The sequence below is a fragment of the Microbacterium sp. ARD31 genome (assembly GCF_031844425.1).
This window is the reverse complement of record NZ_JAUZVE010000043.1, coordinates 1-23,673: the sequence shown is the minus strand read 5'-3', so window position 1 is coordinate 23,673 and position 23,673 is coordinate 1. Positions and strand designations below refer to the sequence as shown.

27 protein-coding genes are annotated in these 23,673 nt (G+C 73.2%); 21 read left to right on the top strand and 6 right to left on the bottom strand.

All coding sequences use genetic code 11. The annotated features are described in order from the left end of the window. Positions 1 to 125 precede the first annotated feature (125 nt). The 16 genes from mihF to Q9S36_RS41570 all read left to right on the top strand — a co-directional run bounded on the left by mihF (position 126) and on the right by Q9S36_RS41570 (position 14,174). The gene (mihF, locus tag Q9S36_RS41645) at positions 126 to 449 is read left to right on the top strand and encodes an integration host factor, actinobacterial type (RefSeq protein ID WP_310252650.1); all 324 of its coding nucleotides are present in this window, start codon (positions 126 to 128) and stop codon (positions 447 to 449) included. Continuing rightward, positions 446 to 1,051, top strand: a complete 606-nt coding sequence (gmk, locus tag Q9S36_RS41640; RefSeq protein WP_311290634.1) for a guanylate kinase — start codon at positions 446 to 448, stop codon at positions 1,049 to 1,051. Before mihF ends, gmk begins: the two co-directional genes overlap by 4 nt. A 71-nt stretch (positions 1,052 to 1,122) precedes the next feature. Beyond that, positions 1,123 to 1,434: a DNA-directed RNA polymerase subunit omega gene (gene rpoZ, locus Q9S36_RS41635; protein ID WP_311290633.1), complete on the top strand. Its 312-nt coding sequence runs from the start codon at positions 1,123 to 1,125 to the stop codon at positions 1,432 to 1,434. 13 nt (positions 1,435 to 1,447) lie between these two features. Further along, positions 1,448 to 2,662 (top strand): bifunctional phosphopantothenoylcysteine decarboxylase/phosphopantothenate--cysteine ligase CoaBC, encoded by a 1,215-nt coding sequence (gene coaBC / locus Q9S36_RS41630; RefSeq protein ID WP_311290632.1) that lies wholly within the window; start codon positions 1,448 to 1,450, stop codon positions 2,660 to 2,662. A 72-nt stretch (positions 2,663 to 2,734) separates the two neighbouring features. Continuing rightward, on the top strand, positions 2,735 to 3,937 hold the full coding sequence (gene metK / locus Q9S36_RS41625; RefSeq protein WP_311290631.1) for a methionine adenosyltransferase: 1,203 nt from the start codon (positions 2,735 to 2,737) through the stop codon (positions 3,935 to 3,937). A gap of 155 nt (positions 3,938 to 4,092) precedes the next feature. Continuing rightward, the gene (locus Q9S36_RS41620; protein ID WP_311290630.1) at positions 4,093 to 6,099 is read left to right on the top strand and encodes a primosomal protein N'; all 2,007 of its coding nucleotides are present in this window, start codon (positions 4,093 to 4,095) and stop codon (positions 6,097 to 6,099) included. 100 nt (positions 6,100 to 6,199) lie between these two features. Next, positions 6,200 to 6,745 carry a peptide deformylase gene (gene def, locus Q9S36_RS41615; protein WP_311290629.1) on the top strand — a complete coding sequence of 182 codons (546 nt, stop codon included), beginning with the start codon at positions 6,200 to 6,202 and terminating at the stop codon, positions 6,743 to 6,745. After that, positions 6,745 to 7,683 carry a methionyl-tRNA formyltransferase gene (fmt, locus tag Q9S36_RS41610; RefSeq protein ID WP_311290671.1) on the top strand — a complete coding sequence of 313 codons (939 nt, stop codon included), beginning with the start codon at positions 6,745 to 6,747 and terminating at the stop codon, positions 7,681 to 7,683. The genes def and fmt overlap by 1 nt, the downstream gene beginning before the upstream one ends. Next, entirely contained in the window at positions 7,680 to 8,099 is a 420-nt protein-coding gene (locus tag Q9S36_RS41605; RefSeq protein ID WP_311290670.1) for an MmcQ/YjbR family DNA-binding protein, read from the top strand. Before fmt ends, Q9S36_RS41605 begins: the two co-directional genes overlap by 4 nt. After that, positions 8,092 to 9,411, top strand: coding sequence for an RsmB/NOP family class I SAM-dependent RNA methyltransferase (locus tag Q9S36_RS41600; protein WP_396653950.1), 1,320 nt, complete (start codon positions 8,092 to 8,094; stop codon positions 9,409 to 9,411). Before Q9S36_RS41605 ends, Q9S36_RS41600 begins: the two co-directional genes overlap by 8 nt. Before the next feature lie 145 nt (positions 9,412 to 9,556). Then, the gene (locus Q9S36_RS41595) at positions 9,557 to 10,570 is read left to right on the top strand and encodes a hypothetical protein (RefSeq protein ID WP_311290627.1); all 1,014 of its coding nucleotides are present in this window, start codon (positions 9,557 to 9,559) and stop codon (positions 10,568 to 10,570) included. A 28-nt stretch (positions 10,571 to 10,598) separates the two neighbouring features. Continuing rightward, positions 10,599 to 11,570 (top strand): non-homologous end-joining DNA ligase, encoded by a 972-nt coding sequence (gene ligD, locus Q9S36_RS41590; protein WP_311290626.1) that lies wholly within the window; start codon positions 10,599 to 10,601, stop codon positions 11,568 to 11,570. Between the two features lie 73 nt (positions 11,571 to 11,643). Next, positions 11,644 to 12,591: a lipid kinase gene (locus tag Q9S36_RS41585; RefSeq protein ID WP_311290625.1), complete on the top strand. Its 948-nt coding sequence runs from the start codon at positions 11,644 to 11,646 to the stop codon at positions 12,589 to 12,591. A 16-nt stretch (positions 12,592 to 12,607) separates the two neighbouring features. Next, positions 12,608 to 13,264: a ribulose-phosphate 3-epimerase gene (gene rpe, locus Q9S36_RS41580; protein WP_311290668.1), complete on the top strand. Its 657-nt coding sequence runs from the start codon at positions 12,608 to 12,610 to the stop codon at positions 13,262 to 13,264. Beyond that, a complete protein-coding gene (locus Q9S36_RS41575) occupies positions 13,261 to 13,674 on the top strand; it encodes a hypothetical protein (RefSeq protein ID WP_311290624.1) in 414 nt (137 codons plus the stop codon). The genes rpe and Q9S36_RS41575 overlap by 4 nt, the downstream gene beginning before the upstream one ends. Positions 13,675 to 13,709: 35 nt before the next feature. Then, entirely contained in the window at positions 13,710 to 14,174 is a 465-nt protein-coding gene (locus Q9S36_RS41570) for a DUF427 domain-containing protein (RefSeq protein ID WP_311290623.1), read from the top strand. 3 nt (positions 14,175 to 14,177) lie between these two features. On the opposite strand, the gene Q9S36_RS41565 is transcribed toward Q9S36_RS41570, so the two are convergent. From Q9S36_RS41565 to Q9S36_RS41555, 3 genes are all read right to left on the bottom strand, one after another. After that, positions 14,178 to 14,552 (bottom strand): hypothetical protein, encoded by a 375-nt coding sequence (locus Q9S36_RS41565; protein ID WP_311290622.1) that lies wholly within the window; start codon positions 14,550 to 14,552, stop codon positions 14,178 to 14,180. Positions 14,553 to 14,675: 123 nt separating this feature from the next. Continuing rightward, the gene (locus tag Q9S36_RS41560; RefSeq protein ID WP_311290621.1) at positions 14,676 to 14,903 is read right to left on the bottom strand and encodes a DUF5703 family protein; all 228 of its coding nucleotides are present in this window, start codon (positions 14,901 to 14,903) and stop codon (positions 14,676 to 14,678) included. Between the two features lie 31 nt (positions 14,904 to 14,934). Continuing rightward, positions 14,935 to 15,882 carry an aldo/keto reductase gene (locus Q9S36_RS41555; protein WP_311290620.1) on the bottom strand — a complete coding sequence of 316 codons (948 nt, stop codon included), beginning with the start codon at positions 15,880 to 15,882 and terminating at the stop codon, positions 14,935 to 14,937. Between the two features lie 64 nt (positions 15,883 to 15,946). Between Q9S36_RS41555 and Q9S36_RS41550 the strand changes: the two genes are divergently transcribed. Continuing rightward, on the top strand, positions 15,947 to 16,771 hold the full coding sequence (locus tag Q9S36_RS41550; RefSeq protein ID WP_311290619.1) for an undecaprenyl-diphosphate phosphatase: 825 nt from the start codon (positions 15,947 to 15,949) through the stop codon (positions 16,769 to 16,771). Here the strand turns inward: Q9S36_RS41550 and Q9S36_RS41545 are convergent. Beyond that, positions 16,737 to 17,966: an MFS transporter gene (locus Q9S36_RS41545; RefSeq protein ID WP_311290618.1), complete on the bottom strand. Its 1,230-nt coding sequence runs from the start codon at positions 17,964 to 17,966 to the stop codon at positions 16,737 to 16,739. The genes Q9S36_RS41550 and Q9S36_RS41545 overlap by 35 nt on opposite strands. After that, positions 17,963 to 18,943: a magnesium/cobalt transporter CorA gene (corA, locus tag Q9S36_RS41540; protein ID WP_311290617.1), complete on the bottom strand. Its 981-nt coding sequence runs from the start codon at positions 18,941 to 18,943 to the stop codon at positions 17,963 to 17,965. Before corA ends, Q9S36_RS41545 begins: the two co-directional genes overlap by 4 nt. Positions 18,944 to 18,975: 32 nt before the next feature. Here corA and Q9S36_RS41535 point away from each other — a divergent pair, with 32 nt between their 5' ends. The 4 genes from Q9S36_RS41535 (at position 18,976) to mshC (ending at position 22,425) form a co-directional block, all read left to right on the top strand. Next, positions 18,976 to 19,698: a histidine phosphatase family protein gene (locus Q9S36_RS41535; RefSeq protein ID WP_311290616.1), complete on the top strand. Its 723-nt coding sequence runs from the start codon at positions 18,976 to 18,978 to the stop codon at positions 19,696 to 19,698. Between the two features lie 10 nt (positions 19,699 to 19,708). Next, entirely contained in the window at positions 19,709 to 20,293 is a 585-nt protein-coding gene (locus Q9S36_RS41530; protein WP_311290615.1) for a DUF3090 domain-containing protein, read from the top strand. Continuing rightward, positions 20,283 to 21,062 carry an SCO1664 family protein gene (locus Q9S36_RS41525; RefSeq protein WP_311290614.1) on the top strand — a complete coding sequence of 260 codons (780 nt, stop codon included), beginning with the start codon at positions 20,283 to 20,285 and terminating at the stop codon, positions 21,060 to 21,062. The genes Q9S36_RS41530 and Q9S36_RS41525 overlap by 11 nt, the downstream gene beginning before the upstream one ends. Before the next feature lie 124 nt (positions 21,063 to 21,186). Next, positions 21,187 to 22,425 carry a cysteine--1-D-myo-inosityl 2-amino-2-deoxy-alpha-D-glucopyranoside ligase gene (gene mshC, locus Q9S36_RS41520; RefSeq protein ID WP_311290613.1) on the top strand — a complete coding sequence of 413 codons (1,239 nt, stop codon included), beginning with the start codon at positions 21,187 to 21,189 and terminating at the stop codon, positions 22,423 to 22,425. Positions 22,426 to 22,589: 164 nt separating this feature from the next. Here mshC and Q9S36_RS41515 read toward each other — a convergent pair whose 3' ends face one another. Then, positions 22,590 to 23,435 carry a PAC2 family protein gene (locus Q9S36_RS41515; protein ID WP_311290612.1) on the bottom strand — a complete coding sequence of 282 codons (846 nt, stop codon included), beginning with the start codon at positions 23,433 to 23,435 and terminating at the stop codon, positions 22,590 to 22,592. Positions 23,436 to 23,673: the final 238 nt, after the last annotated feature.

Here is a 23,673-nt window from a genome sequence, read left to right as displayed (position 1 = left end):
CATGGCGTACGTCACGTCCAGCCAGGGCCCCGGTCGGCTCGATTGCCTGCCTCGTCGCGAGATGACTAGATTGAGCCGGACCACCGCCGGACCCGACCTCCACCCGACGTAGAAGGACAGCTTTCGTGGCCTTGCCCCCTCTGACGCCCGAGCAGCGCCAGGCAGCCCTCGACAAGGCTGCGGCCTCCCGACGTGAGCGGGCCGAGGTGAAGAACCGGCTCAAGAACTCCGGCGGCTCCATCCTCGACGTGCTCCACGAGGGCCAGACCAACGAGGTCATCGGCAAGATGCGCGTGGTCGAGCTGCTCCAGTCCGTTCCCGGCCTGGGCCGGGTGCGCGCCCGCCAGGTCATGCAGCGCCTCGGGATCGCCGAGAGCCGCCGGGTGCGTGGCCTCGGCGTCAAGCAGGTCGCGGCGCTCGAGCGCGAGTTCGGCCCCGACGCCTCGTGAGCGGCACCGGAGGGGGCAACCCCCACCGCCGCTCCCGCCTCATCGTGCTCGCCGGCCCGACCGCGGTCGGCAAGGGCACCGTGGCCGCGGCCGTGCGCGAGACGCATCCCGAGGTGTGGATCTCCGTCTCGGCCACCACCCGCCCACCGCGGCCGGGTGAGGAGAACGGCGTCCACTACTGGTTCGTCTCCGACGAGGAGTTCGACGCGATGATCGAGCGCGGCGACCTCCTCGAGTGGGCCGTGGTCCACAAGGCCGCCCGCTACGGCACGCCGCGCGGCCCGGTCGACCTCGCGCTGGCCTCCGGCCATCCGGCCATGCTCGAGATCGACCTCCAGGGCGCTCGCCAGGTGCGCGAGACCATGCCCGAGGCGCTGTTCGTCTTCCTCAAGCCGCCGTCGTGGGAGGAGCTCGTCCGCCGCCTCGTCGGGCGCGGCACCGAGGACGAGGCCGAGCGCGAGCGCCGACTGGCCACCGCCCGCGACGAGCTGGCCGCCGAGTCGGAGTTCGACGTGACCATCGTCAACCACGAAGTTCACGCTGCCGCGGACGAGTTGGTAGCCTTGATGACGATCCAGGGCGAAGACTCGTCGCTCGACTGAGTCCGCCGGGCGTTCCGGCGTGCACAGGACCCACCCGACCGCACCACCGACCAGAAGCGAGGCACGCGACCGTGGCTTCTCCCACCATCGCAGCCGAGGGCGTCACCAACCCCTCGATCGACGACCTGCTCAGCAAGACCGACAGCAAGTACAAGCTGGTGCTCTACAGCGCCCAGCGTGCTCGCCAGATCAACGCCTACTACTCCCAGCTCGGTGAGGGCCTCCTGGAGTACGTCGGCCCGCTGGTCGACACCCACGTGCAGGAGAAGCCCCTCTCCATCGCGCTCCGCGAGATCAACGACGACCTCCTGACCTGTGAGGACATCGACCCCGCCGCCGAGGCCGCCGCCGCCGAGGCCGCCGCAGGCGACGACACGGAGTGACGCGAGCCCCACGATGACCAGACGGGTCGTCCTCGGCGTCTCCGGCGGGATCGCGGCCTACAAGGCCTGTGAGCTGCTCCGCCGGTTCTCCGAGTCCGGACACGACGTCACGGTCGTGCCCACCGCTGCGGCGCTGCAGTTCGTCGGCGCCCCGACGTGGGCGGCGCTGTCCGGCAAGCCGGTGTCCGCCGAGGTGTGGACCGACGTCCACGAGGTGCCGCACGTCCACATCGGCAAGAGCGCCGACGTGGTCGTCGTGGCCCCCGCCACCGCCGACGTGCTGGCCAAGGCCGCCCACGGCCTGGCCGACGACCTGCTGACCAACACCCTGCTCACCGCGCGCTGCCCGGTGGTGTTCGCCCCGGCGATGCACACCGAGATGTGGGAGCACCCCGCCACCCAGGCCAACGTCGCCACGCTGCGCCAGCGTGGGGCGATCGTGATCGAGCCCGCCGAGGGGCGCCTCACCGGCGCCGACACCGGCAAGGGCCGCCTGCCCGAGCCCGCCGAGATCTTCGAGCTCGTGGTCGGCGTCCTCGACCGGGGCGACGCCGGGCACGACCTCGCCGGTCGCAAGGTCGTCGTCTCCGCCGGCGGCACGCGCGAGTACCTCGACCCGGTCCGGTTCCTCGGCAACCGGTCCTCCGGCCTCCAGGGCTACGCCCTCGCCCGGGCCGCCGCCGCGCGTGGCGCCCACGTCACGCTGGTCAGCGCCAACGTGTCCCTGCCCGACCCGGCCGGGGTCAGCGTCGTACGCGTGGAGACGACGGCGCAGCTGCGCGACGCCGTGGTGGCCGCGACCGCGACGGCCGACGCCGTGGTGATGGCGGCCGCGCCCGCCGACTTCCGACCCACGAGCGTCAGCGACGCGAAGATCAAAAAGGCCGACGACGGCTCGGCGCCCGCCATCGAGCTCGCCCAGAACCCCGACATCCTGGCCGAGATCTCCCACGACCGCGCCCGCGAGGGCGCCGTCATCGTGGGGTTCGCGGCCGAGACCGGCGACGCGAGCGGGTCGGTCCTCGACCTCGGGCGCGCCAAGCTCGCCCGCAAGGGCTGTGACCTGCTCGTCGTCAACGACGTCAGCGGGGGAGCGGTCTTCGGCAGCAGCGACAACGAGGCGGTGATCCTCGGCGCCGACGGTGGCTCCGTCGAGGTGCCCCGCGGCAGCAAGACCGCGCTGGCCCACGTCATCTGGGACGAGGTCGCCCGTCGATTCGTCGGGTGAGACATGCGTCCCGGATGCTGGGCAGCAGGTACGTTGTGACCGAACCGTTCCACAGAAGAAGCGAGTGACGACGTGGCTGGACGCCTCTTTACCTCCGAGTCCGTGACCGAGGGTCACCCGGACAAGATCGCCGACCGCATCAGCGACTCGGTCCTCGACCACCTGATGGCGGCGGACCCCGACAAGGCCAACCTGCGCGTGGCCGTCGAGACGCTGCTGACCACGGGCCTCGTCGTGGTGGCCGGTGAGGTCCGCACCGGCGCCTACGCCCCGGTCGCCGACATCGTCCGCAAGGCGATCCTCGAGATCGGCTACGACTCCTCGGAGAAGGGCTTCGACGGCCACTCCTGCGGCGTCCAGGTCGCGATCGGCGCCCAGTCCTCCGACATCGCCGCGGGCGTCGACGCCGGCCACGAGTCCCGCGTCGGCGACTCCGACGACGAGCTCGACAAGCGCGGTGCGGGCGACCAGGGCCTGATGTTCGGCTACGCCTGCGACGACACGCCCGAGCTGATGCCGCTCCCGATCACCATCGCCCAGCGGCTCGCCCAGCGCCTCACCGAGGTCCGCAAGGACGGCACGCTGGCCTACCTCCGTCCCGACGGCAAGACCCAGGTCACCATCGAGTACGACGAGGACGACCGTCCGGTCCGCATCGACACCGTCGTGCTGTCGACCCAGCACGACGCCGGCATCGAGCACGGCCGGCTCGAGGCCGACATCAAGCAGCACGTGATCGACCCCGTGCTCGCCACGTTCGCCATCCCCTCCGAGGGCTACCGGATGCTGGTCAACCCGACCGGCACCTTCGTCATCGGCGGCCCGATGGGCGACGCCGGCCTCACCGGCCGCAAGATCATCGTCGACACCTACGGCGGCATGGCCCGCCACGGCGGCGGCGCCTTCTCCGGCAAGGACCCGTCGAAGGTCGACCGCTCGGCCGCCTACGCCATGCGCTGGGTCGCCAAGAACGTCGTCGCGGCCGGCCTCGCCCGCCGCTGCGAGGCCCAGGTGGCGTACGCCATCGGCAAGGCCGCGCCCGTCGGTGTCTTCATCCAGACCTTCGGCACCGGCGTGGTGTCCGACGAGCAGATCCAGGACGCCGTGCTCGAGGTCTTCGACCTCCGCCCGGCCGCGATCATCCGCGACCTCGACCTGCTCCGCCCGATCTACGCCGAGACCTCGGCCTACGGCCACTTCGGCCGCGAGCTGCCCGAGTTCACCTGGGAGTCCACCGACCGCGCCGAGAAGCTCAAGGCCGCCGCCGGCATCTGAGTCCTGGCTTCGGTCTCCAGTGATCCCCGGCTGACCGGGGATCACTGAACTTGTCAGGCCGTGCACGGGCCGACAAGTTCAGCGAGAGCCTGACAACACCAGCGCACGAGACGGTGCCCGCCCGACAGTCGTACGCCGCTGACAGAATCCACCGCATGAGCGAGCACGAGGCCCCGGAAGCAGACATGCTCCCGGGGCTTCGTGCTGCCGTCGACGACGCCCGCGCCAAGGCCGCGGCCACCCGCCGGCGCAAGGCCGCGGCCTGGGAGCCCGCGGCGACCGACCCGGTCGCCCGGGTGCTGGTCGACATCGCGCTGGCCCACCTCGACCGCCCCTTCGACTACGCCGTCCCCACGGCGATGGCCGACACGGCCGTGCCGGGCGCGCGGGTCAAGGTCCGGTTCGCCGGCCAGGACGTCGACGGCTTCGTGGTCGAGCGGGCGACCGAGACCGACCACACCGGCCGTCTGCAGCCGCTGCGCCGGGTGGTCAGCGCCGAGCCCGTGCTCGCACCGGAGGTCGCCCGGCTCAGCGAGGCCCTCGCCACCCGCTATGCCGGCGCGCGCTCCGACGTGCTGCGGCTCGCGGTGCCGCCGCGGCACGCCGCGACCGAGAAGCAGCCGTCGCCCGCGGCTCCGCCCTGGTCCGGCACGCCCCCGCCAGCCTGGGGTCACGTCGCGCACGGCGACGCCTTCCTGCGCCGGCTGCGCAGCGGCGACTCTCCCCGCGCCGTGTGGTCGGCCGCGCCCGCCGACGACTGGCCGACGATGGTCGCCGCGGCGGTCGCGACGACGTACGCCGCCGGGCGGGGCGCGCTGGTGTGCGTCCCCGACCGCCGCGACGTCACCCGCGTCGACGCGGCGCTCACAGCCGTGCTCGGCGAGGGGCACCACGTGTGCCTGACCGCCGAGGGCGGCCCGGCACGCCGCTACCGCGACTTCCTCGCCGTCTCCCGCGGAGCCCGCCGCGTGCTCGTCGGCACCCGCTCGGCGGCCTTCGCGCCGGTGCACGACCTCGGCCTGGTCGTGCTGTGGGACGACGGCGACGACCTCCACGCCGAGCCCCGCGCGCCCTACCCGCACACCCGCGAGGTGCTGCTCGCGCGCGTGGCGCAGCAGGGTACGTCGGCCCTGCTGGGGGGCTTCGCCCGGACCCCGGAGGCGCAGCAGCTGCTCGCGAGCGGCTGGGCCCACGAGCTCGCCGTCCCGCGGGAGGTGCTGCGACGACGCGTGCGGGTCGAGGCCGTTCCCGCCGAGGACCGCGCGGTCGGCACCCGCGTCCCGCGGGCGGCGTACGACGCCATCCGCCGCGGGCTGTCGAGCGGGCCGGTCCTCGTGCAGACCCCGCGCGCCGGCTATGCCGCGTCGCTCGCCTGCGACACCTGCCGCTCGCCGGCCCGCTGCACCGTCTGCACCGGACCGCTCGCCGTGGGCGGCCCCACCGAGCCCCCGCACTGCCGGTGGTGCGGGCACGTCGAGGGCTCCTGGGCGTGCCCGACCTGCGGGGGGCGCGGCCTGCGCGCCCCGGTGCGGGGAGAGGCCCGCACCGCGGAGGAGCTCGGCCGGATGTTCGTCGGCACGACCGTGCGCAGCTCCAGCGGGGAGCGGGTCCTCGAGCACGTCACCGACCGTCCCGACATCGTCGTCGCCACCGTCGGCGCGGAGCCCGTGGCCGAGGCCGGCTACGCCGCCGTGGTCCTCCTCGACGCGTGGTTGAGCCTGGCCCGCGACGACCTGCGGGCCGCCGAGGAGGCCCTGCGGCGCTGGCTCAACGCCGCGGCCCTGGTGCGCGAGGGTGGCCACGTCGTGGCGGTGGGGGACCCCGCCCACCCGGCGCTCCAGGCCCTCGTCCGGTGGGACCCGGCCGGCTTCGCGCAGCGCGAGTCCGACGAGCGGGCCCAGGCGCACCTGCCCCCGGCGGCCCGGCTTGCGACCGTGACCGGTGACCTCGGCGCCCTCGACGACGTCCTCCACCTGCTCGACCTCCCGGAGGGCGCGGAGGTGCTCGGCCCCGTCCCGGTCGGCGACGAGCACCGGGTCCTGCTGCGGGTGCCGTGGTCGCGCGGCGCCGCGCTGTCCGAGGCGCTCGGCGACCTGCAGCGCGTGCGGTCGGCGCGCAAGCTCGACCCGGTCCGGATCCACGTCGATCCCCTCAGCGTCTGACCGCGACTGGGTCCGGCAGCGGCGCCGTCCCTAGACTGGGGCGCTCCGTGCGGCGTCCCCCGAACCGGGTCGCCGTTGCTCCCCAGGTCGAAGGAGTTCCGTGGCCGTCCAGCCCATCCGCCTGTTCGGTGACCCCGTCCTGCGCCAGCGCGCGATCGAGGTCGACAGCTTCGACAAGGAGCTGCAGCGGCTGGTCACCGACCTCACCGACACCATGCTCGCCGCGCCGGGCGCCGGTCTGGCCGCGCCGCAGATCGGCGTCGGCCTGCGCGTCTTCACCTGGAACGTCCAGGGCGAGGTGGGCCACCTGGTGAATCCGACGCTGTCGCTCTCCCACGAGACCCAGGACGGCCCCGAGGGCTGCCTCTCGCTGCCCGAGCTGACCTACGAGTGCCTGCGGGCCCTGTCGGTCGTCGCCACCGGGTTCGACGTGCACGGGGAGCCGGTGCGCATCGAGGCCTCCGAGCTGCTCGCCCGGGCGATGCAGCACGAGACCGACCACCTCGACGGGATCCTGTTCATCGACAAGCTCGACACCGAGGCGCGCAAGGCGGCGATGAAGGAGATCCGGGAGTCCGACTGGTTCGGCCTCGAGAGGCCGACCGTCCGGGTCAGCCCGCACAGCACGTTCGGGCTGGGACGCTGATGCGGGTCGTCTTCGCGGGCACCCCGGAGGTCGCCGTGCCCGCCCTCGACGCCGTCGCGGCCAGCCGGCACGAGCTCGTCGGGGTCGTCACCCGGCCCGACGCGCCCAGCGGCCGCGGCCGCAGGCTGGTCGCGAGCCCTGTCGCGGAGCGGGCGGAGGAGCTCGGCGTACCCGTGCTGAAGCCCGCGCACCCCCGGGAGCCGGAGTTCCAGGCCGCCCTCGCGGCCCTGCGACCGGACGCCTGCCCGGTGGTGGCGTACGGCGCCCTGCTCCCGCAGTCGGCGCTCGACCTGGCGCCCCACGGGTGGATCAACCTGCACTTCTCGGTGCTCCCTGCCTGGCGCGGCGCGGCCCCTGTCCAGCACGCCCTCTGGGCCGGTGACGAGGTGACCGGCGCGACGACGTTCCGGATCGTCCGGGAGCTCGACGCCGGTCCCGTCTTCGGGGTGATGACCGAGCGGATCCGACCGGGCGACACCGCGGGTGACCTCCTCGCCCGGCTCGCCGAGGGCGGAGCCGGCCTCCTCGTCCAGACCCTCGACGGCATCGAGGACGGTTCCCTCGAGGCACGCCGGCAGCAGGAGGACGGCGTGTCCTTCGCTCCCAAGATCCTCGTCGACGACGCGCGGATCGACTGGCGCCACCCGGCCGTCGCCGTGGACCGCCAGGTGCGGGCCTGCACGCCCGCGCCCGGCGCGTGGAGCACCTTCGAGGGCGAGCGGTTCAAGGTCGGCCCGGTGGACCTCACCGACCACGAGCCGATCGCTCCGGGCGTGCTCGAGGTCACCAAGAACGCCGTCCTCGTCGGCACCGGCACGACTCCCGTCCGGCTGGGTGACGTCAAGGCGTTCGGGAAGAAGCAGATGCCGGCGGCTGACTGGGCGCGCGGAGTGCGCCTCGAGTCCGGCGCCCGCCTCGGTGACGGGGGCGGCGCGTGAGCACGGAGCGGCCGGCGCGACCGGACGACGTCGACGAGATCTGCGCGTCGCTGCCCGAGACCGAGCTCGGCACGTCGTGGGGCGACCGTCCGACCTGGAAGGTCCCGCGCGGCGACAAGGGCAGGGGGTTCGTCCTCTACCGCGCACCGCACAAGACGGCCGTCGACCCCGACACGGGGGAGATGTACGACGACCTGGTCGTGATCGTCACCCCCACCGAGGCGGAGAAGCAGGCCCTCGTCGAGGACGACACCACGCCGTTCTTCACCATCGACCACTTCAACGGCTACAACGCCGTGCTGGTGCGGCAGTCCCGCCTGGGCGAGCTGAGCCGTCAGGAGCTCGTCGAGGTGATCACCGACGCGTGGGCCGCCCGGGCACCGAAGCGGCTGGTCCGGGAGCACCTCGGTGGGTGAGCGCCGCCGGCCGGTGGACCGTCCGCGCCACGCGGCGCTCGACGTGCTGACCGCGGTCCGCGTCGACGACGCGTACGCCAACCTGGTCCTGCCGCAGGTGCTGCGCAAGCACCGCCTCGAGGGACGCGACGCCGGCCTGGCCACGGAGCTGGCGTCCGGCGCGATCCGGATGCAGGGGCTCTACGACCCGATCATCGACGCGTGCCTGACCCGGCCGCGCCTCCAGGCGGAGGTGCGCGACGTGCTCCGGCTCGGCGCCCACCAGCTCCTGTCCATGCGCGTCCCCGACCACGCGGCGATCTCCACCAGCGTCGACCTGGTGCGCGCCACCGTCGGACAGGGACCCTCCGGCCTCGTGAACGCCGTGCTCCGCAAGGTGTCCCGTCGCGACCTGGCGTCGTGGGTGGACGAGGTGGCTCCCGACGCCGCCGCGGACCCCCACGGCCACCTCGCGGTCGCCCAGTCCCACCCCCGGTGGGTCGTCGACGCGCTCGCCGAGGCCCTCGGCGGCGACGACGAGCTGGAGGCCCTCCTCACCGCGGACAACGCGGCCCCGCGCGTGACCCTCGTCGCCCGTCCCGGGCTGGCGGAGGTCGGCGAGCTGGAGGCGGCCGGCGCCGCCCGCACCAGCCTGTCGCCGTACGGCGCCGTGCTCGCGGGCGGCGACCCGTCCGCCGTCCCCGCCGTCGCGGAGGGGCGAGCCGGGGTGCAGGACGAGGGCTCCCAGCTCGTCGCCCTTGCCCTGGCCGACGCACCGCTGGCCGGTCGCGACCAGCGCTGGCTCGACCTGTGCGCCGGTCCGGGCGGCAAGGCGGCGCTGCTGGCCGCGCTGGCCGCCCAGCGCGGGGCCCATCTCGTCGCCCACGAGCGCCAGCCCCACCGGGCCGCGCTCGTGTCGTCCGCGTTGCGCGCCGTGCCGGCGTCCGCCGTGCACGTCGTCGCCGGCGACGGTACGCGCCCGGCCTGGGTGCCCGGCACGTTCGACCGGGTGCTGGTCGACGCGCCATGCTCCGGCCTCGGCGCCCTGCGCCGCCGCCCGGAGTCGCGGTGGCGACGCAGCCCCGACGACCTGGACGTCCTCGTGGCCCTCCAGCAGGTCCTGCTCGACGTCGCGATCGACTCGGTGCGGCCCGGGGGAGTGGTCGTCTACGCCACGTGCTCGCCCGTGCTCGCGGAGACGTCCGAGGTCGTCTCCGCCGTCCTGGCGCGTCGCGGCGACGCCGACGAGGTCGACCGCTTCCAGCTCTGGCCGCACCGCGAGGGCACCGACGCGATGTTCGCGGCGACGCTCCGCCGCCGGCCGCTCGCCTGACGGAGCGGGCACCACCCCGCCCGAAGGGGTACGAAGAATTGGTCATCTCCGTGTCGCCTGTTCCCAACCCGGGCGTACCCGCGCATGATGGGTTCAGCGCGATGCGCCGGAGGGGTGTGCCGTGCGACGGGGAGAGAGACGAAGCATGCGGGTGCGGTCCACGCTCATGACGGTCGCTGCGGCTGCGCTGCTGTGCGTGCTGCCGGTGGCGCCCGCCCACGCCGAGGGCGTCCAGACGCTGACCGGCCCGGCCACGGGCGACGCCGAGGTCTACCTGACCTACGTCGACTGCGACGACCTGTTCAGCCCGGGCACCGCGCCTGCGTCACGGCTGAACCTCGGTCCGTTCGAGGCCCCGATGGGTCGCCGCTCGCTCGGCCTCGTGCCGGGCAGCGCGGGCACCGCCTCCGGCCCGGTGGTCTGGTTCGACTCGCTCGCGGCGGTCCAGTCGAGCTTCTCCGTCGCCTCGACCGGCGGCAGCACCGGGGTGTCGTACGTCGTCGTGGTCACCCCCGACACCCCGGCTGGCGCTGCCTGGCTGGCCCGGGCGCCGCTGTCCGCGTCTCCCGGCGGATGGAGCCGGGTCTCGACCTCCGAGATCGCCTACGAGTGGACCCTCGTCGACCTGGCGACCCACGCGTCCGTGCAGTCCGGCGGCACCGCGACGACCGCGGCGTTCACCGCCGCCCACGGTGACGGCAAGGGCCTCGTCGTGTCCGGCTTCGGCTGCGACGGTGGCGCGTTCAACCTCGACGCCGTGCAGGGCGGCGGGTCGACCTTCGACTTCGAGGGCGTGTCGCTCGACACCACGATCTCCGCCGGCCGGCACCAGGCGGCGGCGGGCGACACGATCACCCTCACCGGCCGGGTAACCGACGCGCACGCGCGCGTCACCGGCGACCCGCTGGTCCTCGAGTCGCGGGCGCCCGGCGGCGCATGGCAGGCGACCGGCGCGCCGGTGCTCGCCGATGCCGACGGGCTCGTGGCCGTCGACGTACCCGTCACCGAGACCACCGAGTTCCGCTGGCACCGTCCCGAGAGCCAGTACGCCGACGAGGGCTGGTCCGGCACGGTCACCGTGACCGTCGAGGCCGGTGCCGACCCGGGGACCCCCACCGACAAGCCGACCGACCAGCCGAGCGAGCAGCCGACCCCCTAGCCCACCCCGTCCGGCTAGGCTCCTCGACATGGCGTCGCCCTTCACCGAGATCGAGGTCGAGGGCCGCGTCGTCAAGGTCACCAACCCGGACCGGGTCTACTTCCCGCCCTTCGAGGGCCGGCCGGCGGCGACCAAGCTCGACCTGGTCGAGTACTACCTCGCGGTCGGCGACGGCATCGTCAACGCGCTGTTCGAACGCCCGTGCATGCTGCACCGCTTCCCGAAGGGCCTCGCGGGCGACAAGGTCCACCAGAAGCGGCTCCCCGCCGGCGCTCCGGACTGGGTGGAGACGGTGCAGCTGTTCTTCCCGCGGTGGAAGCGCACCGCCGACGAGCTGTGCGTCACCGAGCTGGGGAGCGTGATCTGGGCCGTGCAGATGTCGACGGTCGAGTTCCACCCGTGGAACAGCCGGCGCCACGACACCGAGAAGCCCGACGAGTGGCGCATCGACCTCGACCCCGGCCCGGAGTGCGACTGGGCCACCGTCCAGCGGGTGGCGCACGTCGCGCACGAGATCCTCGACGAGCTGGGCGCGGTGGGGTTCCCGAAGACCAGCGGTGGCTCGGGCCTCCACGTCTACGTCCGCATCCCGCCCGACCACGGCTTCCAGGACGTACGGCGCGGTGCGCTCGCGTTCGCCCGGGAGATCGAGCGCCGAGCGGGCGGGGACGTCACGACCGCGTGGTGGCGCAAGGACCGCGACCCCGCGCAGCTGTTCGTCGACTACAACCAGAACGCCCGCGACCACACCATCGCGGCGGCGTACTCCGTGCGGGGCGTCCCGCAGGCGCGGGTCTCGGCGCCGATCCGCTGGGACGAGGTCGACGACTGCACGCCCGACGACTTCACCCTCTTCACCATGCCGGCCCGGTACGCCGACCTCGGCGACCTCCACGCCGACATCGACGAGCACCCCTTCGACATCGCGCCGCTGCTGGAGTGGGCCGACCGCGACGAGGCGGAGGGCCACACGACCCCGGACCTGGAGGAGCAGGCGTAGGGGTGGACCGGCGCACAGCCCTGCCACAGGTCGCCCTCAGACTCCTCTCACCCTCACCACCTACGTTCTGGGCATGCCGCCAGAGACCCCAGCCCACCTGCGCACCGACCGCGTCGCCGTCGTGGTGAACACCGCCTCCCGCAGCGGCGCGCGCGTCCTGCCGCTCGTGGTACAGGCCCTGCGCGGTGTGGCCGGGGAGGTCACGGTCCGGCCGGTGCACGGCGGCCTCGAGCTGCTCGAGGCGCTGTCCGCCGCGATGGAGGACGCGCCCGACCTGCTGGTGGCCGGGGGAGGCGACGGCACCATCGGGTGCGCGGCCGAGATGGTCGCCCACACGCCCACCCGGCTGGGCGTCCTGCCGCTCGGCACGGCCAACGACTTCGCCCGGACGCTGGGGGTCCCCACGGGCCTGGTCGAGGCCGTGGACACGCTCGTCACCGGCAAGGTCGTCGACATCGACCTCGGCCGGGTGGACGGGCGGGCCTACCTCAACGTCGCCTCGGTCGGCTTGTCCGTGGCGGTCACTCAGCGCCTCTCCCCGGCCCTGAAGCAACGGCTCGGCCGGCTCGCCTACCCGGTGGCCACGCTGGCGGCCTACCGGGCGCACCGCCCCTTCGGCGCCCGGCTCGAGCTCGACGACGGCACCGTCCTGGAGCTGTCCGACCTCATGCAGGTCGCGGTCGGCAACGGGCGCCACTACGGCGGCGGCCTCACGGTCGCGCCGAGGGCCTCGATCGACGACCACCTGCTCGACGTGTACGCCGTCGAGCAGGGCCGGCTGCGCGACCACGTCTCGGTCGCCCGCCTGCTGCGCACGGGTCACCTCGTCGAGCACGAACGGGTCCACCACGTGACCGCCCGCCGGCTGCGCCTCGTCACCGACGAGCCGCTGCCGGTGAACCTGGACGGCGAGATCGCGGCCACGACCCCGGCCACCTTCGAGGTCGACCGCAACGCCCTCCACGTCGTCGTACCCACCGGGAGCCGAGCCGCCCGGATGGACGGACCCGGCAGTCCCTAGGATCGACCCCGTGGGCATCCAGATCACGCCGAGCATCCTCAACGCCGACCTGTCGCGCCTGGCCGACGAGGTGGCCCGGATCCCCAGCGCGGACTGGGTGCACGTCGACGTGATGGACAACCACTTCGTGCCGAACCTGACGCTCGGCCTGCCGGTGATCGAGTCGCTCGCGAAGCACGCCTCGCAGCCGCTCGACGCGCACCTGATGATCGAGGACGCCGACCGCTGGGCACCGGCGTACGCCGAGGCGGGCTGCGGCTCGGTGACCTTCCACGCCGAGGCGGCCAAGGCACCGGTCCGGCTGGCCCGGGAGATCCGCGCGCAGGGGGCGCGCGCGTCGATGGCGCTGAAGCCGGCCACTCCCATCGAGCCCTACGAGGCCCTGCTGCCCGAGCTCGACATGGTGCTCGTCATGACGGTGGAGCCGGGGTTCGGCGGCCAGAAGTTCCTCGACCTGTGCCTGCCGAAGATCCGCACCGCCCGCGAGCTGATGCGCAAGCACGGCGTCGAGACGTGGCTCCAGGTCGACGGCGGGGTGTCGCTGGAGACGATCGAGCGGTGCGCCGAGGCCGGTGCCGACGTGTTCGTGGCCGGTTCGGCGGTCTACTCCGCCGACGACCCCGACGCCATGGTGGCGGCGTTGCGCGAGAGAGCCGAGTCCGCCGCGACGTGAGCCGACGGGCGACGGTCGACGACATCCACGCCACGGCGCGGGCGATGCCGCACGTCACCGTGTTCCGTCCCGAGCGCAACCCCGTCTACCAGGTGGGCAGCAAGTCGTTCGTCTTCTTCCGGACCCCACGACCCGACGCGGTCGACCCGGAGACCGGTGAGCGCTACGACGACGTGGTGGTCATCTGGGTGGCGTCCGAGGGCGACAAGCAGGCGCTGCTCCAGGACGACCGCCTGCCGTTCTTCACCACGCCCCACTTCGACGGGCACCCGTCCGTGCTGCTGCGCGCCTCCCGGGTGGGCGAGATTGACCGCGACGAGCTGGTGGAGATCGTCGAGGAGGCCTGGCTCGCCCAGGCCTCCGACCGGCGTGGCCGGGCGTGGCTGGCGTCGCGCGGCCTGCCCGACTGACTGCTCTGCTGGGTCGGGCTCCGTACATTGGCGCCATGACCGAGTCCGTGTGGGACTACCCGCGTCCGCCGAGGGTGGAGCCGAGCAGCGAACGCGTCGTGGTGACGCACGGGGGTGTCGTGGTGGCCGACACGACCGCGAGCCTGCGCGTGCTGGAGACCAGCCACCCGCCGACGTACTACCTGCCGGCTGACGCGTTCGCGCCCGGCGCGCTCCGGCCCGCCGACGGCGCCTCGTGGTGCGAGTGGAAGGGCCAGGCCGCCTACCTCGACCTCGTCGTCGGCGACCAGGTGGTGCCCGCCGTCGCGTGGACCTACCCCACCCCGAGCCCGGGTTTCGAAGCACTGCTCGACCACGTCGCGCTCTACCCGGGCCGCGTCGACGAGTGCACGGTCGACGGCGAGGTCGTCCAGCCGCAGCCGGGCAGCTTCTATGGCGGCTGGATCACGTCGAGGGTCACCGGCCCGTTCAAGGGCGCCCCGGGCACCTCCGGCTGGTAGCCCTCAGTGCAGGCCGCGGTCGTCGGCCTGCCGGCTCCACAGGTGCGACCCGTGCCGGGCCTGCCGGTCCACGCGCCGGTGGTCGGCCACCAGGTTCTCGCCCTCCAGCTCGTCGGCGAGCGACTGCACGCGCTCGAGCCGGAACGTCCACTCCTCGCGCTCGCGCGCCACGTCGTCCAACCGGGCGTCGGGCACCACGATCGCGTCCCCGTCGGCGCGGAGACCGGGCACGACTGTCGCCAGGCCCTCGACCTCCCACGACGTGAGCGGGCGGGTGAGCCGGATCCGCACCGGGTACGTGCGACGGTCGACGTCCGCCGGGTCGACGGCCAGCTCCACGATCCCGAGCTCGGTCTTGTGCTTGCGTCGCATGGACATCGACGTCGTCCCCTCACCGGGGTCGGGCGACCCCGTCACCTCGAGTCGAGCACCTCCGGCCTCCGGCCGCCATGGGGTCCCGACCCCATCGGCGGTGGTAGTCCCCTACGCCGAAGGCGGGGGTCAGCCGGCGAACAGCGTCAGTCGCTGGCGGATGATCTTGCGGCGCAGCACCACGCGGCGCTTGCCGTCGTTGCCGATGCGCAGGCGGTCCAGCTCCCAGCCTCCGTGCTCCGCGCGCTCGACCAGCATGCGGGTCACCACGTTGCGCGAGAAGTCCTTGGGCAGCACGAGCGTCTCGAACTCCCACTCGATGCCCCGTCCGGGTGGACGGCGCTGGATCCGGGCCATGGGCAACCTCCTCGTGCGTCGGACTCGTCGGTCAGTCGGCGGAGACGTCGTCGAGCGCGTCGACGATCTCGGCGGGCAGGGTCAGCTCGTCCACCGCCAGCGCTCCCTTGAGCTGGGCGGCGGTGCGCGCCCCGACGATGGGGGCGGTCACGCCCGGGCGGTCGCGCACCCAGACCAGCGCCACCTCGAGCGGGGTCCAGCCCAGGCCGTCGGCGGCGCGCGCGACGGCCTCGACGATGCCCCGCCCCCGCTCGTCGAGGTAGGCGCCCACGAACCGGGCGAAGTGCTCGGTCGCGGCGCGCGAGTCGGACGGCGTACCGGTGCGGTACTTGCCGGTGAGCACGCCGCGGCCCAGCGGGGACCAGGGCAGCACACCCAGGCCGAGGGCCTGCGCGGCCGGCACGACCTCGTGCTCGACCTGGCGGTTGAGCAGGGAGTACTCGACCTGCGTGGACGCCAGGGGAGTGCGGCCGGGGACCGCCCGCTGCCAGGTGGCGGCCTGGGCGGTCTGCCAGCCGGTGTAGTTGGAGATGCCGACATAGGCGGCGCGGCCCGACGACACGGCGAGGTCGAGCGCGGAGAGGGTCTCCTCGACGGGCGTCTCGTCGGTCCAGACGTGCACCTGCCACAGGTCGACGTGGTCGACGCCGAGCCGGGCGAGCGAGGCGTCGAGCGTGGACAGCAGGGTGCCGCGGGAGGTGTCGGTGACCCGTTCGCCGGTGCGGCGCGAGATGCCGGCCTTGGTCGCCAGCACGACCTCGTCGCGCGCCACCACGTCGCCGACGAGTGACCCGATCAGCTCCTCGCTGGCGCCATCGCCGTAGCCGGCAGCGGTGTCGAGCAGCGTCCCGCCCGCCTCGGCGAAGGAGATGAGCTGGTCGCGGGCCTCGTGCTCGTCGGTGTCACGGCCCCACGTCATGGTGCCGAGGCCGAGGCGGGAGACCTTCAGGCCGGTCGCGCCGAGCCGTCGCTGCTGCATGCAGGTGAGCGTAGCCACGGGTCCTGCGCGGACGGGCACGGACGCGCCCGTAGGCTCCTGCCCTGTGACCGATCTCCTCAAGGCCGTGGTCCTCGGCGTCATCCAGGGCCTGACCGAGTTCCTCCCGATCTCGAGCAGCGCCCACCTCCGGATCTTCCCGGAGCTGTTCGGGTGGGGCGACCCGGGGGCGGCGTTCACGGCGGTCATCCAGATCGGCACCGAGCTCGCCGTGCTGATCTACTTCCGCAAGGACATCTGGCGCATCGGCAGCGCATGGGTGCGCTCGCTGTTCCAGCCGGAGTTCCGCGGCACGATCGACTCGCGCATGGGCTGGTTCATCATCGTGGGCTCGCTGCCCATCGTCGTGCTCGGAGTGCTGCTCAAGGACGTCATCGAGCGCGACTTCCGCAACCTCTGGATCATCGGCTGCACGCTGATCGTGCTGGGCGTCGTGCTCGGCGTCGCCGACCGCGTCGGCCGCACCGACCGGGCACTGGGCAAGATCACGCTCAAGGACGCCGTGCTGATGGGTGCCGCCCAGGCCATGGCGCTCATCCCGGGCGTCTCGCGCTCGGGCGCGACCATCTCGATGGGCCGCTTCCTCGGCTTCGAGCGCGAGGCCGCCACCCGGTTCGCGTTCCTGCTCGCCATCCCAGCCGTGGTCGGCGCGGGCCTGTTCGAGCTCAAGGAGATCCCGCACGGCCACAACGACTTCGGCTGGGCACCCACGATCACCGCCACCGTGGTGTCGTTCGTGGTCGGCTACGCCGCCATTGCCTGGCTGCTGCGCTACGTCAGCACGAAGTCCTACACCCCGTTCGTGCTCTACCGCATCGCGCTCGGCGCCGCCACGCTCATCCTGCTCGGCGCAGGCGTGCTGAGCGCCTGAACGTGTCGGCCAGGAGCGCGAGCGCGACGGCCTGCGTGACCGCGACCACCGCGACGAGCGCGAGCAGGGACCGCTCGTAGAGCCAGCCGGCGCCCACGCCGCCGACGACTGCGAACATGCCCTGGATGCCCGCGAAGACGCCGTACGCCGTCGCGCGCCGCGGGGCCTCGACGAGGTCGGCGACCACCGCCTTGACCGTCGAGTCCTGCACGCCCTGCGCGAAGCCCCACGCCACCACCCCGGCCAGCACCGCAACGGGCGCCGGGCCGAGCGCGAGGGCGGGCACGAGCGCGACCAGGACGGGTACGACGAGCAGCACGCGGGTGCCTGTGCGGTCGTAGACCGAGCCGACCAGCAGCGCCGCCAGCGCCTCGACCGCCATCGCGGCGGCGTAGACGACCGGGACCGCCGCGACCGGCACCAGGCCCTCGACGGTGAGGTGGTAGCCGATGATGCCGAAGGTCACCAGCGCGCCGGTGGTGAGCGAGGCGGCGACGGCGTAGCGGAAGAAGTCGCCGGACAGGCCCGCGCCGACCGCTTCGGCCCACCAGCCGCGGCGCTCCCCGCCGGGGGTCGCGGCCGACGGCTGGGCGTCGTACACGGCCGGGTCGGGGACCCGCCGGCGCAAGGTGAGCAGCAGCACCATCGCGACCGCGCCGGGGACGGCGAGGACCGCCATGCCCCACCAGATCGACGCGACGGCGACGACGGCGGCGACGAGCAACGGGCCGGCGAAGGCGCCGACCTGGTCGAGCGCCTTGTGCACCCCGAACCCGCGGCCGCGGCCGACGGCGGCGGCCACGTGCGCGAGGAGGGCCGACTTGGAGGGTGAGCGCACGGCCTTGCCGAGGCGCTCGAGCAGGATCAGCGTGGCCGCGAAGGCGACGCCTGCCGCGCCCAGCCGCGGCGCCAGGGCGATGAGGGGCACGCACACCGCGGTCAGGCCGTAGCCGACGATCGTGAGCGACCAGTACCGCCCGGTGCGGTCCGCGATCGGGCCGAAGGCGAGCCGCAGTACCAGCGCGACCGCCTCGCCGGCGCCTGTGACCAGCCCGACGACGACCGCGGACGCGCCCAGCGCCGCCAGGAGCGGGCCGTAGACCGACCGGGCGCCCTCGTAGACCATGTCCGCGGCGAGGCTGACGAAGCCGAACCACCAGACCACGCGCCACGCGGTCGGAGCAGGTCGGCTCACAACCACCCGGACTTCTTGAACCACGCGAACAGCCCGACCACGATCGACGCCATCAGCAGCAGGGCGAACGGGTAGCCGTAGGTCCAGTGCAGCTCGGGCATGTGGTCGAAGTTCATGCCGTAGACCCCGGCCACCAGGGTGGGTACGACGACCAGCGCGGCGCCGGCGGAGATCTTGCGCATGTCCTCGTTCTGCTGCACCGAGATGCGGGCGAGGTGCGCGTCGAAGGCGGTGGACAGCAGCTGGTCGAGGTTGTCGATGACCTCGGAGACCCGCTGGAGGTGGTCGGCCACGTCCCGGAAGTACGTCGCGGTCTCGGGGGAGACGCGCTCCTCGACGCCCATCGCGAACTTGCGCATCGGCTCCCGGAGCGGGAAGACGGCGCGGCGCACCTCCGCGATCTCGCGCTTGAGGACGTAGATGCGGGTGGAGTCGTCGGTGCGGGCGGGGGAGAAGACCGACTCCTCGACCTCGTCGACGTCCACCTCGAGCGCCGCGCCGACCTTCTCGTACTCGTCGACCACCCGGTCGCAGATGGCGTACAGCACCGCCATCGGGCCGTGCTCGAGGACCTTGGCGCGGCGCTCGAGGTCGCGCCGCGACGCCGCGAGGTCGATGCCCTGGCCGTGCCGGACGGTCACCACGAAGTCGGGGCCGACGAACATGTTGATCTCACCGGTCTCGACCGCGTCCTCCTCGTCGACGTACCAGAGCGTCTTGAGCACCAGGAACAGCGTGTCGCCGTAGCGCTCGAGCTTGGGCCGCTGGTGGGAGTCGCCGGCGTCCTCCACGGCGAGGGGGTGCAGGCCGAAGGTGCGGGCGATGAGCTCGAGCTCCTCGGCGCTCGGGTCGTGGATGCCGATCCACTGGAAGTCACCGGGGTCGCACGGGATCCGGGCGTAGCCGAGGCTCTGGTCGTCGCCCGCTCCCAGGCCCACCCGCCGTCCCTGGTGGTAGAGGGCGTTGTCGACGATCACCGGGTCAGGCTAGTCCTACTAGGGTCGCTCCCGTGCCCACCGTCATCCTCGTCCGACACGGCCGCTCGTCGGCCAACACCGCCGGCGTCCTGGCCGGCCGCACACCCGGCGTGCACCTCGACGACACCGGCGTGCAGCAGGCGGGCGCGGTCGGCGAGCGGCTGGCCGGCGTGCGGCTCGCAGCCGCGGTCACCAGTCCGCTCGAGCGGTGCCGGGAGACGGCCAGGGAGATCACCTCGCGGCAGCCCGCCGCACTGCGCGCGACCACCGACAAGCAGCTCTCGGAGTGCGACTACGGCGAGTGGCAGGGACGTCCGATCAAGGAGCTGGCCAAGGAGAAGCTCTGGCGGACCGTCCAGGCCCAGCCGTCGGCCGTCACGTTCCCCGGCGGGGAGTCGATGCGAGCGATGCAGGACCGGGCCGTGGCCGCCGTACGTCGCCACAACAGCCGCGTGGGCGCCGAGCACGGCGACGACGCGGTCTGGCTGGCCGTGAGCCACGGGGACGTGATCAAGTCGATCCTGGCCGACGCCCTGGGCAGCCACCTCGACCTGTTCCAGCGCATCCACGTCGACCCCGGCTCGGTGTCGATCATCCGCTACGGCGAGACCCGGCCCTTCGTCCTCGGCACCAACACCCACGCGGGCGACCTGTCCTGGCTGACCCCGCCGAAGAAGGCGCGGTCGCGCCGTCGCCGCGACGACGCCGAGGTGGGTGGGGGAGCAGGCCCCGGCGCCCAGACAGGGAGGTCCTAGGGTGAGTGACATGCCCGTCGTGCACCGCTTCGACCCACCCGAGCGCTTCGTCGCCGGCACCGTTGGCGAGCCCGGCCAGCGCACCTTCTTCCTGCAGGCCCGCGAGGGAGCCCGTCTGATCAGCGTCTCGCTCGAGAAGCAGCAGGTCTCCGCGCTGGCCGAGCGCATCGACGAGCTCCTCGACGAGCTGATGACCGCGGCGGGCGACGACGTGCTCATCCCTGCGATCGCGCCGCGCGACCTCACCGACAACCAGCCCCTCGAGCAGCCGATCGAGGAGGAGTTCCGCGCCGGCACCATGACGCTGTCGTGGGACGCGGGCGACGAGCGCGTGGTGATCGAGGTGTTCCCCTTCACCGAGGCGGCCGTCGTCTCGCCCGAGCAGCTCCAGGAGGACCTCGAGGACCTCCTCGAGCCCGAGCCCGAGGAGATCTTCCTCGTCCGGATCACCGCTGCGGCGGCGCGCTCGTTCGTCGAGCGCGCCCGCTCGGTGATCGAGGCCGGGCGTCCTGACTGCCCCTTCTGCGGTGAGCCGATCGACCCCGACGGCCACCTGTGCGTGCGGGCCAACGGCTTCCGTCGCCGTGACCCCTGACGATCCGCCGGCGGGCTTCCCGACGGGTGAACTCACCCTCCACGGGCGTGTCCTGCCCGCCTCCAACGCGACCTTCGTCGGGGAGGTCGACGGGGTCCGCGTGGTCTACAAGCCGATCGCCGGCGAGCGGCCGTTGTGGGACTTCCCCGACGGCACCCTGGCGGCGCGCGAGGTCGGTGCGTACGCCGTCTCGCAGGCCCTCGGCTGGGACATCGTGCCGACCACCGTCCTGCGCGACGGTCCGCACGGTCCCGGGATGGTCCAGCTGTGGCGCGACGAGGTCGAGGACCAGGCGCCGGTCGACATCGTCCCCGAGGGGGAGGTGCCGCGCGGCTTCCGCCACGTCTTCGACGGGCTCGATGCCCACGACCAGTCCGTCTCGCTCGTGCACGAGGACTCGCCCGAGCTCCGGCGAATGGCGCTCTTCGACGTGGTCGTCAACAACGCCGACCGCAAGGGCGGCCACGTCCTGCCCATGGCCTCGGGGCACCGACACGGCGTCGACCACGGGTTGACCTTCCACGTCGAGCACAAGCTGCGCACCGTGCTGTGGGGGTTCGTCGGCGAGCCGATCACCGACGACGAGGCCGCGGGACTGCGGCGGCTCGCGACCGCCCTCGACGGCGAGCTCGGGGCCACGCTCACCGACCTGCTGACCGACGACGAGGTCGCCGTGACCACCCGTCGGCTGCGGCGCCTGCTCTCGGACGGCACCTTCCCGCCCCCGGCGTCCTCCCGCTACCCCGTCATCCCCTGGCCACCCTTCTGACCGTCACCGGCCCTGACCCCGGGGTGGTCCCCTACGTTCTGCACGCCCCGGAGCGTCGGCGCCGACCGGAACGTCGGGGACTACCACGTCAGGGGGCGTGGGGGCGGCCGATAGGCTGCGCGGCATGCGTGCCTGGTCGTCCCCCGACGTTCCCCGACTCCCCGTGACGGGTCCCGTGGTGCGGGTGCACGACACCGCGAGCAACGGGCTCGTGGAGACCCGGCCCGAGGGTCCGGCGCGGATGTACGTCTGCGGGATCACGCCCTACGACGCCACGCACATGGGCCACGCCGCGACCTACGTCGCCTTCGACCTCCTCAACCGTGCCTGGCGCAGCGCCGGCCACGACGTGACCTACGTCCAGAACGTCACCGACGTCGACGACCCGCTGCTGGAGCGCGCCGAGAAGGTCAAGGTCGACTGGGCCGAGCTCGCCGAGCGCGAGACGCAGCTGTTCCGGGAGGACATGGAGGCCCTGCGCGTCCTGCCACCCGCGCACTACATCGGCGCGGTGGAGTCGATCCCGCAGGTCGTCGCGCTGATCCAGCGCCTCGAGGAGGCGGGCGCGGTCTACAAGGTCGAGGACGACCTCTACTTCTCCGTCACCGCCGACTCCGCGTTCGGCGAGGTCTCCGGCCTCGACCGCGACACGATGCTCACGATCTTCCCCGAGCGCGGCGGCGACCCCGACCGCGAGGGCAAGAAGGACCCCCTCGACTGCCTGCTGTGGCGCGCCGAGCGCCCGGGGGAGCCGTCGTGGGACAGCCCCTTCGGTCCCGGCCGACCCGGGTGGCATGTCGAGTGCACCGCGATCGCGCTGGAGCACCTCGGCACCACCTTCGACGTCCAGGCCGGCGGCAGCGACCTCGTGTTCCCGCACCACGAGATGTCGGCCGGCCACGGCCAGGTCGCGCACCCCGGGGAGCGCTTCGCCCGCGCCTACGCGCACGCCGGCATGGTCGCCTACGACGGCGAGAAGATGTCGAAGTCCAAGGGCAACCTGGTCTTCGTCTCGGCGCTGCGGATGAGCGACGTCGACCCGATGGCGATCCGGCTGGTGCTGCTGCGCCACCACTACCGCAGCGACTGGGAGTGGACCGACGACCAGCTGTGGGACGCCGTCGACACGCTCGCCGACTGGCGCCGCGCGCTGGCGCTCGGCCATGGTGCCGCGTCCGCCCCGGTGGTCGAGCGGGTGCTCGCAGCGCTCGCCGACGACCTCGACGCCCCCACCGCCGTCGCGGCCGTGCAGGAGTGGGTCGACGCCACCCTCGGCACGACCGGGCTGGCCGACACATCCGACCACGAGGCGGCCGCGACCGTCCACCGGCTGCTCGACGCGGCGCTCGGCCTGTCCCTGTGACGTAGGCGTCGAGCGTCCATCTGGTCGCTCGAGCGGACAACCGTGCGCTGGAGTGGTGACCTGGACGCGGCCCGCGAACTGGCGTTGCGAAATGGACGCTGGACGTACGCCATGGCGGCCGTTGAGCGGCCGTTGGTCCGCTCGACCCAGGACGCGGCGGCCGGTCAGTCGGTGTCGCGCCGCTTGAGGTAGCGCTCGAACTCCCGCGCGATGGCCTCGCCGGACGCCTCGGGGAGGTCGGTGGTGTCGCGGGTCTCCTCCAGCGCGCGGACGTAGTCGGCGACGTCCTCGTCCTCGGCGGCCAGCTCGTCGACCCCGCGCTCCCACGCCTTGGCGTCGTCGGGAAGGTCGCCGAGCGGCATCGGCGCCTGGAGCAGCTCCTCGAGCTGGCCCAGGAGGGCGAGGGTCGCCTTCGGGCACGGTGGCTGCGCGACGTAGTGGGGGACCGCGGCCCAGTAGGAGACCGACGGGATGTCGAGCTGGATGCAGGCGTCGTTGAAGACCCCCACGATGCCGGTCGGGCCCTCGTAGCTGGACTGCTCGAGGTCGAGCCGGTCGACCAGCTCCGGCTCGCTGGCGGTGCCGCTGACCGGGATCGGGCGGGTGTGCGGGGTGTCGGCGAGCAGCGCGCCGAGCGTGACCACGAGCTCTGCGCCCAGGTCGTCGCACGCCGCGAGCAGCTCCGCGCAGAACTGCCGCCACTTCATGTTGGGCTCGATGCCGCGCACCAGGATGACGTCGCGGTCGAGCTCGGCCGGCCGAGCGATCGCGATGCGGGTCGTGGGCCAGGTGAGCCGGCGGTGCCCGCTGGCGTCGGTGCCGATGACGGGGCGGTTCACCTGGAAGTCGTAGAACTCCTCGGGGTCGACCGCGCCGATGATCTCGGCCTTCCACTGCTCGAGCAGGTGGTCGACCAGGCCGGAGGCCGCGTCGGCTGCGTCGTTCCACCCCTCGAAGGCGGCGATCACCACCGGGGAGACCAGACCCTGCACGTCGTCGAACTCGATCACCGGTCCAGCCTAGCCAGCCGTGGTGATTTCACGCTCGTGTCCCGCGGTGCCACGATGTGGAAACCGCGTCCACCTGTCGGACCGGGTTCCTAGTCTGGCTGTCTGCCCGTCCAGAGAGCCGCCGAGAGAGGCCACATCCCGTGAAGCCCGAGCACCGTCCCGACGCCACCGACGCCCTGACGTCGATCCTCCGCGAGCGGATCCTGGTGCTGGACGGCGCGATGGGCACGGCCATCCA

What these genes read in the sequence shown, in the direction of transcription:
- fmt (WP_311290671.1), top strand. Translation starts at nt 6,745, where the DNA reads ATGCGGGTCGTCTTCGCGGGCACCCCGGAGGTCGCCGTGCCCGCCCTC.
- Q9S36_RS41570 (WP_311290623.1), top strand. Translation starts at nt 13,710, where the DNA reads ATGACCGAGTCCGTGTGGGACTACCCGCGTCCGCCGAGGGTGGAGCCG.
- Q9S36_RS41595 (WP_311290627.1), top strand. Translation starts at nt 9,557, where the DNA reads ATGCGGGTGCGGTCCACGCTCATGACGGTCGCTGCGGCTGCGCTGCTG.
- Q9S36_RS41620 (WP_311290630.1), top strand. Translation starts at nt 4,093, where the DNA reads ATGAGCGAGCACGAGGCCCCGGAAGCAGACATGCTCCCGGGGCTTCGT.
- mshC (WP_311290613.1), top strand. Translation starts at nt 21,187, where the DNA reads ATGCGTGCCTGGTCGTCCCCCGACGTTCCCCGACTCCCCGTGACGGGT.
- Q9S36_RS41555 (WP_311290620.1), bottom strand. Translation starts at nt 15,882, where the DNA reads ATGCAGCAGCGACGGCTCGGCGCGACCGGCCTGAAGGTCTCCCGCCTC.
- ligD (WP_311290626.1), top strand. Translation starts at nt 10,599, where the DNA reads ATGGCGTCGCCCTTCACCGAGATCGAGGTCGAGGGCCGCGTCGTCAAG.
- Q9S36_RS41530 (WP_311290615.1), top strand. Translation starts at nt 19,709, where the DNA reads ATGCCCGTCGTGCACCGCTTCGACCCACCCGAGCGCTTCGTCGCCGGC.
- Q9S36_RS41560 (WP_311290621.1), bottom strand. Translation starts at nt 14,903, where the DNA reads ATGGCCCGGATCCAGCGCCGTCCACCCGGACGGGGCATCGAGTGGGAG.
- coaBC (WP_311290632.1), top strand. Translation starts at nt 1,448, where the DNA reads ATGACCAGACGGGTCGTCCTCGGCGTCTCCGGCGGGATCGCGGCCTAC.
- Q9S36_RS41585 (WP_311290625.1), top strand. Translation starts at nt 11,644, where the DNA reads ATGCCGCCAGAGACCCCAGCCCACCTGCGCACCGACCGCGTCGCCGTC.
- Q9S36_RS41565 (WP_311290622.1), bottom strand. Translation starts at nt 14,552, where the DNA reads ATGTCCATGCGACGCAAGCACAAGACCGAGCTCGGGATCGTGGAGCTG.